Origin of the sequence: Haloarcula japonica DSM 6131, from assembly GCF_000336635.1 — an archaeon.
Taxonomy (GTDB): Archaea; Halobacteriota; Halobacteria; order Halobacteriales; family Haloarculaceae; genus Haloarcula; species Haloarcula japonica.
Genome location: NZ_AOLY01000042.1, coordinates 264,797 through 279,671 on the forward strand (window position 1 = coordinate 264,797; position 14,875 = coordinate 279,671).

The 14,875-nt window shown below is 61.4% G+C and carries 13 protein-coding genes; 7 read left to right on the forward strand and 6 right to left on the reverse strand.

The genetic code is table 11. The features are described 5' to 3' along the window. Nucleotides 1-55: 55 nt before the first annotated feature. From C444_RS19225 to C444_RS19245, 5 genes are read right to left on the reverse strand one after another with little or no spacing between them, the layout of a single operon-like run. A complete protein-coding gene (locus tag C444_RS19225; RefSeq protein ID WP_004594758.1) occupies nucleotides 56-487 on the reverse strand; it encodes a PTS fructose transporter subunit IIB in 432 nt (143 codons plus the stop codon). After that, nucleotides 484-2,169 (reverse strand): phosphoenolpyruvate--protein phosphotransferase, encoded by a 1,686-nt coding sequence (gene ptsP / locus C444_RS19230; protein ID WP_004594759.1) that lies wholly within the window; start codon nucleotides 2,167-2,169, stop codon nucleotides 484-486. Before ptsP ends, C444_RS19225 begins: the two co-directional genes overlap by 4 nt. Beyond that, on the reverse strand, nucleotides 2,162-2,449 hold the full coding sequence (locus C444_RS19235; protein WP_004594761.1) for an HPr family phosphocarrier protein: 288 nt from the start codon (nucleotides 2,447-2,449) through the stop codon (nucleotides 2,162-2,164). Before C444_RS19235 ends, ptsP begins: the two co-directional genes overlap by 8 nt. Next, nucleotides 2,446-2,922 (reverse strand): PTS sugar transporter subunit IIA, encoded by a 477-nt coding sequence (locus C444_RS19240; protein WP_004594762.1) that lies wholly within the window; start codon nucleotides 2,920-2,922, stop codon nucleotides 2,446-2,448. Before C444_RS19240 ends, C444_RS19235 begins: the two co-directional genes overlap by 4 nt. Nucleotides 2,923-2,936: 14 nt before the next feature. Next, a complete protein-coding gene (locus C444_RS19245) occupies nucleotides 2,937-4,088 on the reverse strand; it encodes a PTS fructose transporter subunit IIC (RefSeq protein ID WP_004594763.1) in 1,152 nt (383 codons plus the stop codon). 232 nt (nucleotides 4,089-4,320) lie between these two features. On the opposite strand from C444_RS19245, the gene C444_RS19250 reads away from it, so the two are divergent. Beyond that, nucleotides 4,321-6,279, forward strand: coding sequence for an archaea-specific SMC-related protein (locus C444_RS19250; protein WP_004594764.1), 1,959 nt, complete (start codon nucleotides 4,321-4,323; stop codon nucleotides 6,277-6,279). Nucleotides 6,280-6,320: 41 nt separating this feature from the next. On the opposite strand, the gene rdfA is transcribed toward C444_RS19250, so the two are convergent. Continuing rightward, the gene (gene rdfA, locus C444_RS19255; RefSeq protein ID WP_004594765.1) at nucleotides 6,321-6,917 is read right to left on the reverse strand and encodes a rod-determining factor RdfA; all 597 of its coding nucleotides are present in this window, start codon (nucleotides 6,915-6,917) and stop codon (nucleotides 6,321-6,323) included. A gap of 480 nt (nucleotides 6,918-7,397) precedes the next feature. Here rdfA and C444_RS19260 point away from each other — a divergent pair, with 480 nt between their 5' ends. The 6 genes from C444_RS19260 to C444_RS19285 all read left to right on the forward strand — a co-directional run bounded on the left by C444_RS19260 (nucleotide 7,398) and on the right by C444_RS19285 (nucleotide 14,776). Then, the gene (locus C444_RS19260; protein WP_049909632.1) at nucleotides 7,398-7,916 is read left to right on the forward strand and encodes a hypothetical protein; all 519 of its coding nucleotides are present in this window, start codon (nucleotides 7,398-7,400) and stop codon (nucleotides 7,914-7,916) included. Beyond that, nucleotides 7,913-9,220 carry a hypothetical protein gene (locus C444_RS19265; protein ID WP_004594767.1) on the forward strand — a complete coding sequence of 436 codons (1,308 nt, stop codon included), beginning with the start codon at nucleotides 7,913-7,915 and terminating at the stop codon, nucleotides 9,218-9,220. The genes C444_RS19260 and C444_RS19265 overlap by 4 nt, the downstream gene beginning before the upstream one ends. A gap of 213 nt (nucleotides 9,221-9,433) precedes the next feature. Continuing rightward, nucleotides 9,434-10,066 (forward strand): GTP cyclohydrolase I, encoded by a 633-nt coding sequence (gene folE, locus C444_RS19270; protein WP_004594768.1) that lies wholly within the window; start codon nucleotides 9,434-9,436, stop codon nucleotides 10,064-10,066. Nucleotides 10,067-10,453: 387 nt separating this feature from the next. Next, nucleotides 10,454-12,988 carry a GcvT family protein gene (locus tag C444_RS19275; RefSeq protein ID WP_004594769.1) on the forward strand — a complete coding sequence of 845 codons (2,535 nt, stop codon included), beginning with the start codon at nucleotides 10,454-10,456 and terminating at the stop codon, nucleotides 12,986-12,988. Nucleotides 12,989-13,031: 43 nt separating this feature from the next. Next, nucleotides 13,032-13,805, forward strand: coding sequence for an electron transfer flavoprotein subunit beta/FixA family protein (locus C444_RS19280; RefSeq protein ID WP_049909633.1), 774 nt, complete (start codon nucleotides 13,032-13,034; stop codon nucleotides 13,803-13,805). Between the two features lie 2 nt (nucleotides 13,806-13,807). Beyond that, on the forward strand, nucleotides 13,808-14,776 hold the full coding sequence (locus tag C444_RS19285; protein WP_004594771.1) for an electron transfer flavoprotein subunit alpha/FixB family protein: 969 nt from the start codon (nucleotides 13,808-13,810) through the stop codon (nucleotides 14,774-14,776). Nucleotides 14,777-14,875: the final 99 nt, after the last annotated feature.

Below are 14,875 nucleotides of genomic sequence, written 5' to 3' on the forward strand. Positions count from 1 at the left end.
ACGTATTCAGTCCGTTATCGGGAGTCATCACTTCCCGTGTGTGGGACCACGGACTTCAACTGAACAGACGCTTTAGCCGGGCAACGAGACTCTTTGAGCGGTCACCGCCACGGCGGCGCTGTTGCTCCGTCCCCCCCGTTGTTTCGGAACTGTCAGCGTCGGTATCGGTGGCAGGCGTGTCGCCGTCAGCAGCCGCAATCGCATCGGAAATCATCCCTTCGGCGTCGTTGACGGCGTCTTTGACCGTTCCGTCAATCAGCGGGACGTTACTGAATCGGTCCTGACTGACCGACGTATCAGAGGCGATGATGGCGGCGTCGGCGGCTTCGATGTCCGCGTCGGAGAGTTCGTTCTCCGCGCCCATTGCTCCCTGGACTTCCACCTTAATATCGTGACCCTGTTGTTCTGCCGTCTGTTCAAGGTTCTCGGCTGCCATTTGACTGTGTGCGATACCAGTCGGACAGGAGGTGACTGCGACGAGTTTCATGTGTCTAGTGAGGTATGGACTTCGCTTCGCGTTGCAGCGAGTCGGGCGCGGTCCCCGCGCTCGCTCGCGGCACTGTACTCGGTTTCGCTGACGGCCGTCTTGACTTCAGGAATTGTCACGGCGCTCATGCTGAGTTCGTCGAGACCGAGGCCGACAAGTAACTCCGTCAGATCGGGATCGCCGGCCATTTCACCACACATCCCGACCCAGGCGTCTTCGGCATGGGCTGCGGTAACTGTCCGATGGATCGCGCGCAGGACACCCGGATGTGTCGGGTCGTGCAGGTCATCGACGCGCTCGTTCTCTCGGTCGGCGGCCATCACGTACTGTGTGAGGTCGTTCGTCCCGATAGAGAGGAAATCCACCCGTGCGGCGAGTTCGTCGGCCATGAAGGCGGCGCTCGGCGTTTCTATCATAACACCGACTTCGAGATCAACGGCATCGGCGTCGCGGCCTTCAATATCGGCCGCCGCTGCGTCCAGTGCGTCGAGTGCGGCGTCGAGTTCCTCGACAGTAGCGACCAGCGGGAACATGATGGCGAGGGTTCCGTCTCCGTCCGCAGCAGCGCGCAGGAGCGCACGGAGTTGCGTGGCAAACAGGTCCGAATCGGGGTCGAGCGAGCGCCGAATTCCCCGTTCCCCGAGGAAGGGGTTTTCTTCTTCCGGCAGGTCGAGATAGGGAATACGCTTGTCGCCACCGATATCTAACGTCCGGACGACAACGCGCCCATCCGGGAACGTATCGAGTGCCTCACGGATGGCTTCGTACTGTTCGTCTTCCGACGGTGGGGTCTCCCGGTCGAGGAAGAGAAACTCGGTTCGGTAGAGGCCAACGCCGTCAGCCCCTCGCTGTGCTGCGGCCTCCAGTTCCGCCGGCTGGCCGACGTTCGCCGCCACTTCGACGTGTCGACCGTCGGTTGTCTCGACGGACTCATCGACGACAGCGGCTCCCGAGTCGCTTGCTGCGGCAGCTCGCTCGGTGTCGTCAGGACTGACTAACACCTCGCCGCTGTCGCCGTCGACCACGACCTCTGTTTCGCCCTCAACAGATTCGAGCGCATCGCCGACGCCGACGACGGCTGGCAGGGCCAATGAGCGGGCAAAAATGGCCGCATGGGACGTCCGTCCGCCGGTGACCGTTGCGAACCCGGCGACGCGCTCCGGATCGAGTTGCGCCGTGTCGCTGGGGGTCAACCGCTCGGCAAGGACGATGCTTCCATCGGGTAGGTCATCGAGATTGACCCGTTCCCCGTCCGTCAGCAGACGGAGGAGTCGGTCACGGACGTCGCGGAGGTCGTCCGCGCGCTCGGCCATTCGGCCGTCCATCTCCTCGAACTGTTCGATGTGTTCGCCGAACGCAGCATCGACGGCATTCGGTGCGGGAATCCCATCGGCGATCATTGTCTCGACTGCGTCCTCGATGGTCGGGTCTTCGAGGAACTGAATATGTGCGTCGAACACCGCGGCCTCGTCTTCGCCGACACGTTCGGCGGTCGCCTCGCGCTCGGACTCCAGTTCGGCGCGGGCGGTGTCGACGGCATCGGCGAACCGCTGGACCTCCGTCTCGGAATCGACTTCCACGCCGTCCGGGTCTGGGAGCGATATATCTCGGCCGTACCAGACAACCGTCCCAACGCCGGAGCGCGGCGTTGCACCGGTCCCGTGGAGCGTGCGTTCAGCCATCGTCAGTGTCCAGTTCGTCCTCCGGCGTTGTCAGTATTCGCTCCAGTTCGTCGAGCACCGCCTCCGCGTCCGGACCGTCGGCGACCAGTTTGATGTCGTCGCCCTGTCCGACACCGAGGCTGGTGACGGCGATCATACTCGCCGCCTGAACGAGGTCGCCGTCCGGACGCCCGGCCGAGACCTCAGACTCGTGGTCGTTAACGGCCTGGACGAACGCTGACGCCGGCCGTGCATGCAGGCCGGCCTCCGGAACAATCGACACAGTGCGTTCAGCCGTCATGCGATAGCCTCCCGGAGCACGTCCTGCACGGTCGCTTCGTCTTCCGCTTCGTGGAGCCGGTCCCGAACGTCGTCGTGCATCAGGGCTCGCGAGAGGGAGCTGAGGATATTGAGATGCTCCTCGCCACCGGCTTCCGGGACGAGAATCATGAAGATGAGTGTCGCGGGCTCGCCGTCCATGGAGCCGAAGTCGACGCCCTCCTCGGAGCGGACGAACGCCAGCGATGGGCGACTCACGGCGTCAGTCTTCGCGTGTGGAATCCCGATGCCCATGCCGACGCCCGTGGTGGTCTCCGATTCACGCTCCAGCAGTGCTTCGAGTGCGCGCTCACGGTCCTCGACCCTGCCACTGTCGACCAGCAGGTCGAGCAGGGACTCGATACACGCTTCCTTCTCCGCTGGTGGCTCGGACAGCGAGATGTGGCTGGCCGGAATCAGTTCTTCGATATCGTCCGCTGAGATTGCGTCTGTCATTGTAGTCACTGTGGTTAGTCATCCGTCGGTTGCGTACTGCTCGTCTCCGCCCCGGCGTCGACACGGTCTTCGAAGTCCGGTTTGATCACCGTCGCAACGACGGCCGTCACAAGCGAACCCAGCAGGATGCTGCCAAGGAACGCGAGCGGCCGGTTCGACAGCAGGACCACGAAGATACCGCCGTGGGGTGCGGGCATCGTGACGCCAAGGGCCATCGAGGTCGCACCGCCCACCGCGCTACCGGCCACGATAGCCGGGATGACGCGCAGCGGGTCCGCGGCCGCGTACGGAATCGCACCTTCAGTGATGAACGACAGGCCGAGAACGATACCGCTTTTCCCGTTCTCGTACATCTCCGCCGCGTACTTGTGTGGCGCAATGAAGTTCGAGAGCGCGAGGCCGATCGGTGGAATCATCCCGCCGATCATCACTGCGGCCATCGGCGCGTAGATTTCCTCGGTGATGAGCCCGGTCGCGAACACGTAGGCGACCTTGTTCACCGGGCCACCCATATCGAAGGCCATCATCCCGCCGAGGATGAGGCCGACGACGATAGCCTGGCCGCCCTGCATCGACTGCAGGAAGGAGGTCAGGCCCTCGTTGGCCAGTGCGACGGGGACGCCCAACACGAACAGCATGATGGGCGTCAGAACCGCCATCGTCGCAACAGGGATGAGCAACACTGGCATCATTGGCTGGATGAACTCCGGCACGTCGAGGCCCTTGAAAAAGCGTGCGACGTACCCGGCCAGCAGCCCAGCCACGATGGCGCCGAGGTAGCCGGCACCGGCCTCACCGCCCGAAATGCCGATTACTGTTGCCGCCTCGGCGACGACGTTCCCCTGCTGGAGGATATAGGCCAACAGGAAGCCTGGGGCGAGCCCCGGACGGTCAGCGATTGCGTACGCGATGTAGCCCCCGAGGATGGGGACCATGATGGTCAGTCCAGCGTTACCGACCTGTGCGAGGAACCAACCAGCTGACCCAGTGTTGTCGAACACCGTCTGGGTGTCCCCAACTGCGTACGCGACTGCGAGGAAGATACCCCCGATAGTCACGAAGGGGATCATGAACGATACGCCCGTCATCAGGTCCTCCTTAACGGAGGTTACGTGAGCGCGAAGCGCACTCTCGGCCCGGTTTTGATCTGTCATGGTCTCCGACATCGACAGCTACGCCTATTGTGAGATATAAAGGTACACGTTTGGGAGTGTTATTTACTGAAACTGTTTGCTATCTGGATTTGGGCGATTGTTTCTGCATGGAATTAGGTCCATGGAGTGAATTGAATAACAGACATATGCTTGTTAGTCGCGGGCAACTATTGGGGTGGAAATCCGAATGGCTGGTGCCACGCGCGCCACAGTGCTTATACCCGTCACTCGCACACACCGAAATATGGGTTCACGCTCGGTATCCGGGGAGGTGGCGACCGTTACTGTCGAGAAGATCGGTGGGATCGACGAAACGACAGTCGGGGTTCCACCAGGGGTGACTGTGCTTCAGGGCCGGAACGCCACTAATCGGACATCGTTTCTACAGGCAGTGATGGCCGCTCACGGGAGCGAGTGGGCGAGTGTCAAAGGTGACGCCGATCAGGGACATGTCGAGTTTTCTCTGGGCGAGGAGACGTACACCCGAACACTGGCCAGAACCGACGATGGGGTTGTCGGGTCGGGCCTCGGCCTTCTCACCGACCCAACAGTCGCGGACCTGTTTGCGTTCCTGCTTGAGGACAACGAGGCCAGGCGAGCCGTCGAACGGGGTGAGGACCTTCGGGAGATCATTATGCGGCCCGTCGATGTGGCATCTATCCACCGACAGATACGTGCGGCCGAACAGCGCAAGGAAGAGATCGACGAGGAACTCGATCGTATCGCGTCGCTCAAGCGTGATCTTCCCGATCTCGAACGGCAACAGGCAGATCTGCGCGACGAGATCGCTGAGACCAGGGACGAACTCCAGTACGTGGAGGAACGAATCGACGAGCGGGACGTGGATTTCCGGACGACCCAGGAAAACAGGGACGAACTCGAAACGGCCCTCGATGAACTCCAGGCGACTCGATCCGAACTGAAACGCGTGCGAAACGATATCCAGTCAGAACAGGAGAGTATCGCGGCACTGCGCGACGAGCGAGGTAGCCTCGCGGTCGAACGGGCCGGGCTTCCGGAATCGCCGGATGAACGACTCGAAACGCTCGAATCTGACATCGAACGGCTTCGAGAGCGTAAACGAGACCTCTCAGAGTACACCACCCGATTGCAGAACGTCGTCGGGTTCAACGAGGAACTGCTGTCCGGCGAGCACCGGGAGATAACCGATGCTATCGATGCAAAGCCAGAGAGCGTGGGTGACATTACGGATCAGCTCTATAAGGGGTCAAAGACGACCTGCTGGACCTGTGGCTCGCGAGTGAAGCCGGACCGTCTCGAATCGACGCTCCAGAGCATGCGTGACCACCTTCAGGAAACGGTCACAGAGATCGACGATATCGAAGACGAACTCGACGAACTGACCGACCAACGTGACGAAATTGCAGAGACACGCACGCGAGCGCAGGAGCTCACCGCAACGATTGAGGAGGTCGATGCCGAAATCGAGGAGCGACAGACGACGGTTTCCGATCTCCGAGAGCGACGCAACAACCTCTCCGCCCGCGTTGAGGAACTTGAAGAGCGGGTCACGTCGCTCCGGACGGAGGAGTTCGACGAAGTGCTCGAACTCCATACGAAAGCGAACGAACTGGAGCTGGAACTGGATCGACTCGAATCAGAACGAGACGAGGTGCGCGAAGAGATCGCCGACATCGAATCGGAAATCCGCCGGAACGACGAACTGGCTGCCCAACGGGAAGACGTGGTTGACGAGCTGATCGACCTTCGGTCGCGTATCGACCGACTCGAAGCTGAGGCGACCGACCAGTTCAACGAGAAGATGGATGACCTGCTCGACATTCTGGGCTATGGTAACATTGAACGGATCTGGCTCGAACGGACCGACACACCCGATGACCCGGTCCATAATAGCGCCGACAGCGTCACGGGATCGACGTTCACGCTCCACGTCGTCAGAAGTACCGACGGTGGAACTGTCTACGAGGACACGGTCGACCATCTGAGCGAGAGCGAACGAGAAGTGACCGGGCTCGTGTTCGCACTCGCCGGCTACCTCGTCCACGATGTGTATGAAGATGTTCCGTTCATGCTGCTTGACTCGCTCGAAGCCATCGACTCGGCGCGTATCGCCTCACTCGTCGAGTATTTCGCAGAGTACTCCTCCTATCTCCTCGTCGCGTTGCTCCCCGAGGACGCGCAGGCGCTTCCGGATAGTTACAACCGGATTACGGATATCTGATCCGGTGATTGCTACTTCTCAAGAGCGGGTCTAATGAGCGCTCACTCACAGTCACAGCTACCGCGGTCGAGAAGGTCGCTGATACTGTAGCGCGTCCCGCAGTCCTGACAGCGAATATCGATGCTCACGAACACCCGATACTCGCCCACGGTGAGCTTGTCTGCGGTGTTCAGTCGGTCGACCGTATCCCGGACGATTGTCTCGACGCGACTGCGGAGGCGGTCGATAGTCCCACGCTCTTGCTCGACCTGTTCAGCTTCTGATTCAGATTCGTAGCTCACGCCGCGAACCTCCGTGAGGTAGTATCGAATCGCCTGGTACGTGACAAACTGGTCTTCCAGCGTATCGACGTCGATACCGCCCCGCTCAAGCCGGTTCCGCGCTTCGATTCGCTTGCCTGCACTGACGTCGTCATCCGTCAGCAATCGATAGAAGTTCGCCGGTTCGCCGTCGATCACATCCATACCTGCATCGCGGATTGCAGCCACAAGCAGGGCCCGGTTGAACCGATCTGCGAGGTCACGGAGACTCTGTCGCTGCCCATTCTCTCCGAGCCAGGCGCGTTCCAGCTCCGCACCCATCGACGACAGTTCATACGTTTCGATCAACTGTGCGACTTTCGACTGCACTGACCCCATTATCGCCAGAACGCGTCGGTCCGGTTTAGCCGTTTTGTTGCGATATCAGGTCGCCTGTTCACCGTTCCATGGCGATATCTGTTTATCAGAGCGCTCACCGTTCAGATGGGGAAATTCGATTTCATATCTGCGATATATAGTGTAGCATCTGGCTCTATAAGTGCGTAAACATGGTATTTACGAGTGTATTAGCGTCTACTGGTATCGAAATCCACATCTGAGCCCAGCCATAGACGGTCTGGTGTGATTTGAATAACCACGAGAATTTTATACCTGACATTACAAGCGAGAAATCATACGATGGTCCCCTCCACTCGACGTAACCTCCTCCACAGTGTCTGCGGGCTGGCGACAGTGTTAGCCGGCTGCAGCGGGGTTTTCGAGGGTAGCGGCGAATCCACACGCACCGCTTCCAAAAACGACGGTTCGAGTACTGCCGGAGCCGGATCGGTATCCGACCCGGATGCAGTTGTCACACACGTGGATGGTAACCGTCAGCCAGTCTGGCTCGATGACGGAGACGGTCGGCCGACCGAAAGCCCACACTCCCGTCGATTGGAATCCGAGATTATCGATACGGCAGCCAAAGCCGACCGAGTCACCGTCGCCGAAGACGCGGATCGGTCGGAAGTAAGGAACTTCCTCGACGAGACTGACTTCGACACGGAAACCGTCTATATTCAAACTGTGATGATCGAGGAGTGCTTTCAACTAACGCTCTGTCAGATCCGGTGGACAGCTGATACCATCACGACAGACTACGGTCGGGTGGGCCGACCCTACGACGAACCCTGCACGGCGGGCAATAAGGTATACGCGGTTTGGTGTATCCGGATTCCCGACACAGTCAACGCCGACGACATCTCCAGGTCTTCCTCCTCCATTGGCGGCAACAGTTGCGAAAGGCAGCGAGTCGGCGCTGAAGGGGGCAGTGAGAGCGGGAGCGAGGCGGCACTGAGCAATGACCGCCTCACGCATACTGGTGGTGAGCAGGCATGACTGACGAGGCATCTGAGACAAGCCTGAAATCCACTCGGCTGACCCGGCGTGGTGTGCTCGCGCTAGCTGGGGTCAGCGCCATCGCTGGCTGTAACAGTATCGACAGTGTGGGTGGGGGAGGCGAGGCAACTATTGATACCTACAACCTTCCCGATGTCCATCGTGAGGAAGAGCGAGAAAACTCAATACCTCCTTCGGTCCCGGTCGACATCGCAGCGAGCCATTTCGACGCCGCGCGGGAGCGGGTTCGCTCGCTTCTGGCGACACTTCCCACGCCACTCGGTCCGGAGGAGATACCGAACGGTCACATCCGCAAGCACCTGACGGATGCCGCCAGCGACGCCTCGGACGGCCTCGATGATGCACGGACGGCCAGAACCGGCTTGATGGCGCTCCGGTCGTTGCGGCGGGCTCGTGAAAGCGCCCGCTACGCCGCTGCGGGGTGGGGTGTCGCCGACCGTGGCCTCACCGCCGCTCCGCTCCGGGACGAATACGACCGAACCGTGTCTGCCGCTCACAAAACTCGCCAGGAACACGAGTACATCGGGTCGAATCCAGTGCGCGCGGCGCTGGTCCACACCCGAATTGAAGTCGGATTGGAGCGGGCCACTGACATGGATCTGCCAAGGGAGGAGTCGGAGCTGTTGTCTGTCGCCGAATGGGGTGAAACGGCCGAGTTGACTCAGGCGTATCTCAGTGACGCTCGCCACATGCGGGCGCAGTTCACTGCTTCGCTTCCAGCCAATGTCGGCACGGTCAGACAAACACTGACCGCAGCAGCAAAGGCATTGCTGTCAGACATCCGCGACAGGCAGTCGGACCTACCGCCGGAAACGGACGCTGACGACCGCACTCCGGGGTGGATTGTTTTGGACGAGCTCAGATGGGAGGCTGAGAGTCGTATTAGCCGCATGGCGGATGCCGTCGGCCCCGCGAGCGCCGTTGTCGATGCGAACAGTCAATTGGCCCGGCTCCGAGCAATCGACCGCATTCAGAGTCGGCGGGAGGCGGACGAACTTGTTCGTCCATCCGACGGAGAAACGGTTAGAGACATCAGACAGACCGCTTACGATGCACTCACCGCAGCCCTGGAATCGAGTTCACAGCCGGAACTGGTTCGGACAGTTCTCGTCGATGCCGGCCACAAGATCATGGCTGCCGACCGCGGATTAACGCACCACCAGGGAGAGATTTCGGCGTCCACTCTCGATAGAAGCGTTGCGGACTACTGGCACGCGACAGCGCTCGCACGTTCGGCAACGGCAGCAGCACAACAGACTGTTCAGGCACTGGAATCGGACTAATACAGCGTTACAATAACGCGGTGTGGCTGGTCCGCCAGACAACAGAAACGCGTTTCCTGCCGCACAAGTGGACTCATTGAACGGTTCTGTAATACATTACGTTCACCTTTAGTGATACGTTGTGGTGCGAAATCACAATGTTACCACTGTTATTCCAGTACCGGAGTGGTGGGGACCAGAGGTTTTGTACGTCGAGCCCCCAGTTTGAGTGTAATGGACTCTCGGGAACAGGAGCCTGCACAACAGCACGAGACTGCGACCCAACCGACAGGCGGCTTCGACGAAGAGAAGGCGCGACGCGGCGCTCGCCTCCTGCTCGAAGCCGCCGGCCGTGACCCCGATTCAGCGGGGCTATCGGATACGTGGAGCCGGCGTGTCCCGGAAATGTTCGAGACGCTGACGGAAGGGTCTCGGTCCGAGTCCGGACCGGTAATGCGGACCTTCGACGCGGAGACCGACGGTCTCATCGTCAAAACCGGCATTCCGCTTCACAGCATGTGCGAACATCACCTGCTTCCCTTCCAGGGCGTTGCCCACGTGGCGTACAGGCCCGGGGAGGAGATGGTAGGGCTGTCAAAGCTCATCCGGTACGTCCGGTGGCAGTCACGCCAGTTGACGACACAGGAGACGCTCACGCGGGATATCGCAGTCGGCCTGGCCGATGAACTCGACGCGCACGGCGTCGTTGTCGAGGTGACTGCAACCCATATGTGCGAAGTCATGCGGGGCATCGAGACGGAGACTGAAACGACGACTAGGGAGCACGTCGGAACCATCAGCGAAGCGGACCGCACGCAGTTCAGGGAGTCGATTCGAAGACACGCCGCTGGGCCTAACGGCGGCTGAGTGTCAGCGACTGCATCCCGAGGGACGGAGTTCTGGAGCCGAGTGGTCCAGTCATCACTCGACTGTTCGTCGTCGGTAGATTACACAAAACTCATCATATTATATTTTTGAGGGTCTGAGTGTGCTGTTTGTTTTGGCCAGTTCCGTAACGCAAGTGTGGACCCGACGACGGATCTATCGAAGGGAACAGGGGTTTGTGTCCGCTGACACCCTGAACAACGAACGTTCCCCGTCGGTCAGCGTCCTACGGGGTATATAAACCACCGTAGAACTGTGGTCCCTGCTTCTTTCCGCAAACGGGCCACGCTCAAAACGGACGATGTTGAGAGCGATCACCACGAGAGGCGAGCGTACAGTTCGGTCCGCCAGCGCACGGGTGAGACCGCGATGAGTTCGAACACGCTGCCAGCGGAGGCGAAGACAGTAATCATCGGTGGCGGTATCGTCGGGAACAGTCTCGCGTATCACCTCGCCCGGATGGGGCGTGAGGACATTGCGATTGTGGACAAGGGACCGTTGCCCGACCCCGGTGGCTCAACCGGTCATGCCTCGAACTTCCTGATGCCGGTGGAACACTCGAAGGAGATGACCCACCTCACTCAGCGGAGTATCGAGCAATACAAAGACATGGACACGTTCAACAACAGCGGTGGTATAGAGGTCGCTCGGACCGACGACCGTGTCGAGGAATTGAAACGGCGTGTCCAGTCGGCGAAGGCGTGGGGCGAACCGGCGGAACTTCTGACCCCCGAAGAAGTCGAAGACCTCGTCCCATACGTCAACACTGACCTCATCAAAGCTGGGTTCTACAGCACCGGTGCCGGAACCTGCGACCCACTTCGAGCCGGCGAAGTGATGCGAGCGCGGGCGGACGAGTACACCAATGGCGGACTGCACGTCTCGCCCAACACCGAAGTGCTCGACCTCCACGTCGAGAACGGCTCGATACAGGCAGTCGAGACAGACCGCGGGACCGTCACGGCTGATGAGGTAGTCATCGCAGCCGGACTCTGGAGCCCGAAAATCGCCGAGATGGCCGGTGTCGATATTCCGCTGACACCAGCGGTCCATCAGATGGTCAGCGTCGGCCCGATCTCCTTTTTTGAGGACTACGAGGGCGAGATCTCGTTCCCGGTTGTCCGCGACATGGACACGCAGATGTACGAGCGCCAGCACGGGAACGACCTCGAAGTGGGGTCGTACCAGCACCGGCCGATACTCTGGGACGTCGAAGACATCCCGTCCATCGACGAAGCGCCGCTGTCTCCGACACAGCCGCCGCTGACCGACGACGCCTTCGAGCAGTCGATGGCCGATGCACTGGAGATCGTCCCGGAACTCCTGGACGACCCCGAAGCTGGCATCCGCCATGAAATCGACGGCCTGCTTTCGCAAACACCCGACGGTGGGCCACTTCTGGGGCCACTGCAGGACGTCGACGGCCTGTGGTCGTGTGCCGCGGTCTGGATAAAGGAGGCCCCGGCCATCGGCGAAGCGGTCGCCCAGTGGATGACGCGTGGCTGGTCGGACATCGACCTCCACGGGGCCGACGTGAATCGGTTCTACGAGTACGGGAACTCCCGCTCGTTCGTCAAAGACCGAGCCAGCGAGGGGTTCCAGAAGATATACGACATCGTTCACCCGGCCGAGCAGTACCAGTCGGCGAGGGAGCTTCGGACGAGCCCGTTCTACGAGAAACAGGCTGATCTCGACGCGGAGTTCTACGAGGCGGCCGGCTGGGAGCGGCCACAGTGGTACGAGTCAAACAGCGACCTGCTGGACCGGTACGAAGACGAACTCGCCGAGCTCCAGCGGCCCAACGAATGGGACTCGCGGTGGTGGTCACCGATTATCCTCGCGGAGCATCTCCACACCCGCGAGCACGTGTCGATGATCGGCGACATGGGCTTCAGCATCTTCGACTTCCGCGGGTCGGACGTCGTCGACTACCTCGAACGGATGGCCGTGGGCCGGGTCGACGTCGATGTCGGAAAAACGGTGTACACCCCGATACTCGCCGAGAACGGTGGCTTCGTCTCGGACCTGACTATCGCTCGCCTCGGCCCCGAACACTACCGGGTCATCACCGGCAGTGCGGCGGGCGGGTCCGACCGGGCCTGGTTCGGCGACCACATTCCGGACGATGCCGACGTAATGATGATCGACCGGTCCGAATCGCTGTGCACGCTGGGTGTCTGGGGACCGAACGCCCGAGATATGGTCGACAGTGTCACCGAGGAAGACATGTCCCACGACGCCTTCGAACCGTACACGGCACAGAAAATCACGGTCGGTGAGGTCGACGCCTGGGCGATGCGACTCTCCTACATCGGCGAGCAGGGCTGGGAGATTTACGCCCCGATGGGCCAGGGTCGCCGCCTCTGGGACGTGCTGTGGGAGGCCGGGCAGGACCACAACGTCCGGCCGGCCGGCATGGGCGTCTACGGGACGACTGGACGGCTCGAGAAGGGGTACCGACTGTTCGGGCACGAACTGGAACTGGACTACAACCCCGCGGAGGCCGGGCTGACGTTCCACGGCGTCAAGGACGCCGATTTCATCGGGAAAGAGGCCTACGCCGAGGCAATTGACGAGGAGAACACGGCCACGCTGTGTACGCTGTCCGTCGACGACCACGCTCCCGAGGGTGGCGAGCACCGCTTTATGCTCGGCAACGAACCGGTCCTCGACCAGAACGGAGACGTCTTGGTCGATGACGAAGGCCGCCGGTCCTACGTGACCAGCGCGGGGACCGGTCCGAGCGTCGGGAAGCACCTCCTCATGGCGTACCTCCCGCAGTCCCACGCCGAGGAAGGGCAGAGCCTCCAGGTCGAGTACATGGGACAGCAGTATCCGGTAACGGTCGAAGTCGCCGGGAGTCGGCCGCTGTTCGACCCGGAGAACGACCGCATCAGAAGCTAGCACAGCCAGCGAACCGACAACAACCAATATAGAGAGACACGACATGGACACCGTAGCTTGCATCAAGCGCGTGCCGGACACCGGCGCGAAACTCACGCTGACTGACGACGAACAGCACATAGACACGAGCCATCTGGGGTTCACGATATCGCCTCACGAGGAGTGCGCCATCGAGGAAGCGATCCAGGTGGCCGACGACCACGACGGCACGGCAACCGTGTTGTCGCTCGGACCGGCGGACGCCGAGGAACAACTTCGGACCGGGCTCGCGATGACAGCCGACGAGGCGACGTTGCTGGAAACCGACGGGAAAGAATGGCGGCCCCGCGAGACAGCGGCTGCCCTCGCAGATGCGCTAAGCGGCGACTCCGGCACTGATCCGGAGTTCGACCTCTGCCTGTTCGGCAACGAATCGGCCGACGTGGCAAACCATCAGGTCGGGGTTCGCGTCGCCGAACGGCTGGACCTGCCGTTCGTCGCGGGTGTGACGGGTCTGACAATCGACGACGGGACGGTCGTGGTCGAGCGCGACGTGACCGGCGGAACCGAGGTGTACGAACTCGACCTCCCGGCGGCCGTCGGCGTGAAAGAAGGGCTCAACCAACCCCGGTACGCCTCGATGCGCGCCAAAATGCAGGCGCGCAAGCAGTCAATTGAGCGGCAGGACCCAGTCGCTAGCGAGTTCGAGGGGAGAATCGAGAAAGTCCGGTTGGAAGCGCCGGAGAGCACGGAGGGCGCGGCCGAGGTACTCGGCGAGGGACCCGACGCCGTGCCGGCGGTCGTCGACCTGCTCCGTGACGACCTGGAGGTGATCTGACCGTGATACTGAGCTTCGTTGAACACGCTGGCGGAAGCCCCGAAGAACCCTCGCTGGAGGCACTTACGCTGGCTCGGGAACTGGCAACGGCAACCGATGCACCGCTCGAAGTCGTCGCGTTCGGCACAGAAGCGTCGGCGCTCGGTGACACCCTCAGAGCGTACGGCGTCGAGACGGTCCACCGCGTCGCCGATGATAGACTGGACACGTACGCACCCGAGGCCTGGGCGGAGAGTGTCGCCCAGTTGCTTGACGCCACGGACCCGGAGGCGGTCGTCGCCCCGGGAACCGACCGCGGACAGGAGGTGCTAGCCCACGTCGGTGCCAAGTGTGACCTGCCGATGGCGGCCAACTGCCTTGACGTCGAGCTAAGTGAGGTGTACGAACTGTCGCGCCAGCGGTGGGGCGGCAGCCTCGTCGAACACGCACGTCTGGACAGTGATACGAAACTGCTGACGGCAGCGCCACACGAGTTCTCACCGGAAACGGCGGTAGAAGCAGCCGATACCTCTGTCCAGCCGTTCGAACCGACGCTCGACGAAAGCGCGTTTCGGGTCAGCGTCGACCGCGTCGAGGAGTCCGACGAGAGCGGTGTCTCGCTCGGTGAGGCCCGCGTTGTGGTCGGCGGCGGGCGCGGCATCGGCGGCCCGGAGGACTACGACAAACTTGAGACGCTGGCCGATAGCCTCAGCGGAACCGTCGGCGCATCGCGGGCCGCTGTCAACGAGGGCTGGCGACCACACGATGACCAGATCGGACAGACTGGCACGAAGATCAGCCCGGACCTCTACGTGGCCTGTGGCATCAGCGGTGCAGTGCAGCACATGGTGGGCTGTAAGGGTGCGGACAACATCCTCGCAGTCAACACCGACCCGGAGGCGGCCATCATGCAGAAGGCTGACTACGCCGTCGTCGGTGACCTGCACGAGGTCGTACCGGAACTGAACAACGCACTGGCTGACGAGCGCTGAAAGGACCAGCCTTCAGTTTGCAAGGAGATAGGAGCTGGCCGACTCGGAACACTCCTCGACAACGTAGTCCCCGAAGTTGTCGACGGTTCCGACCGGCGG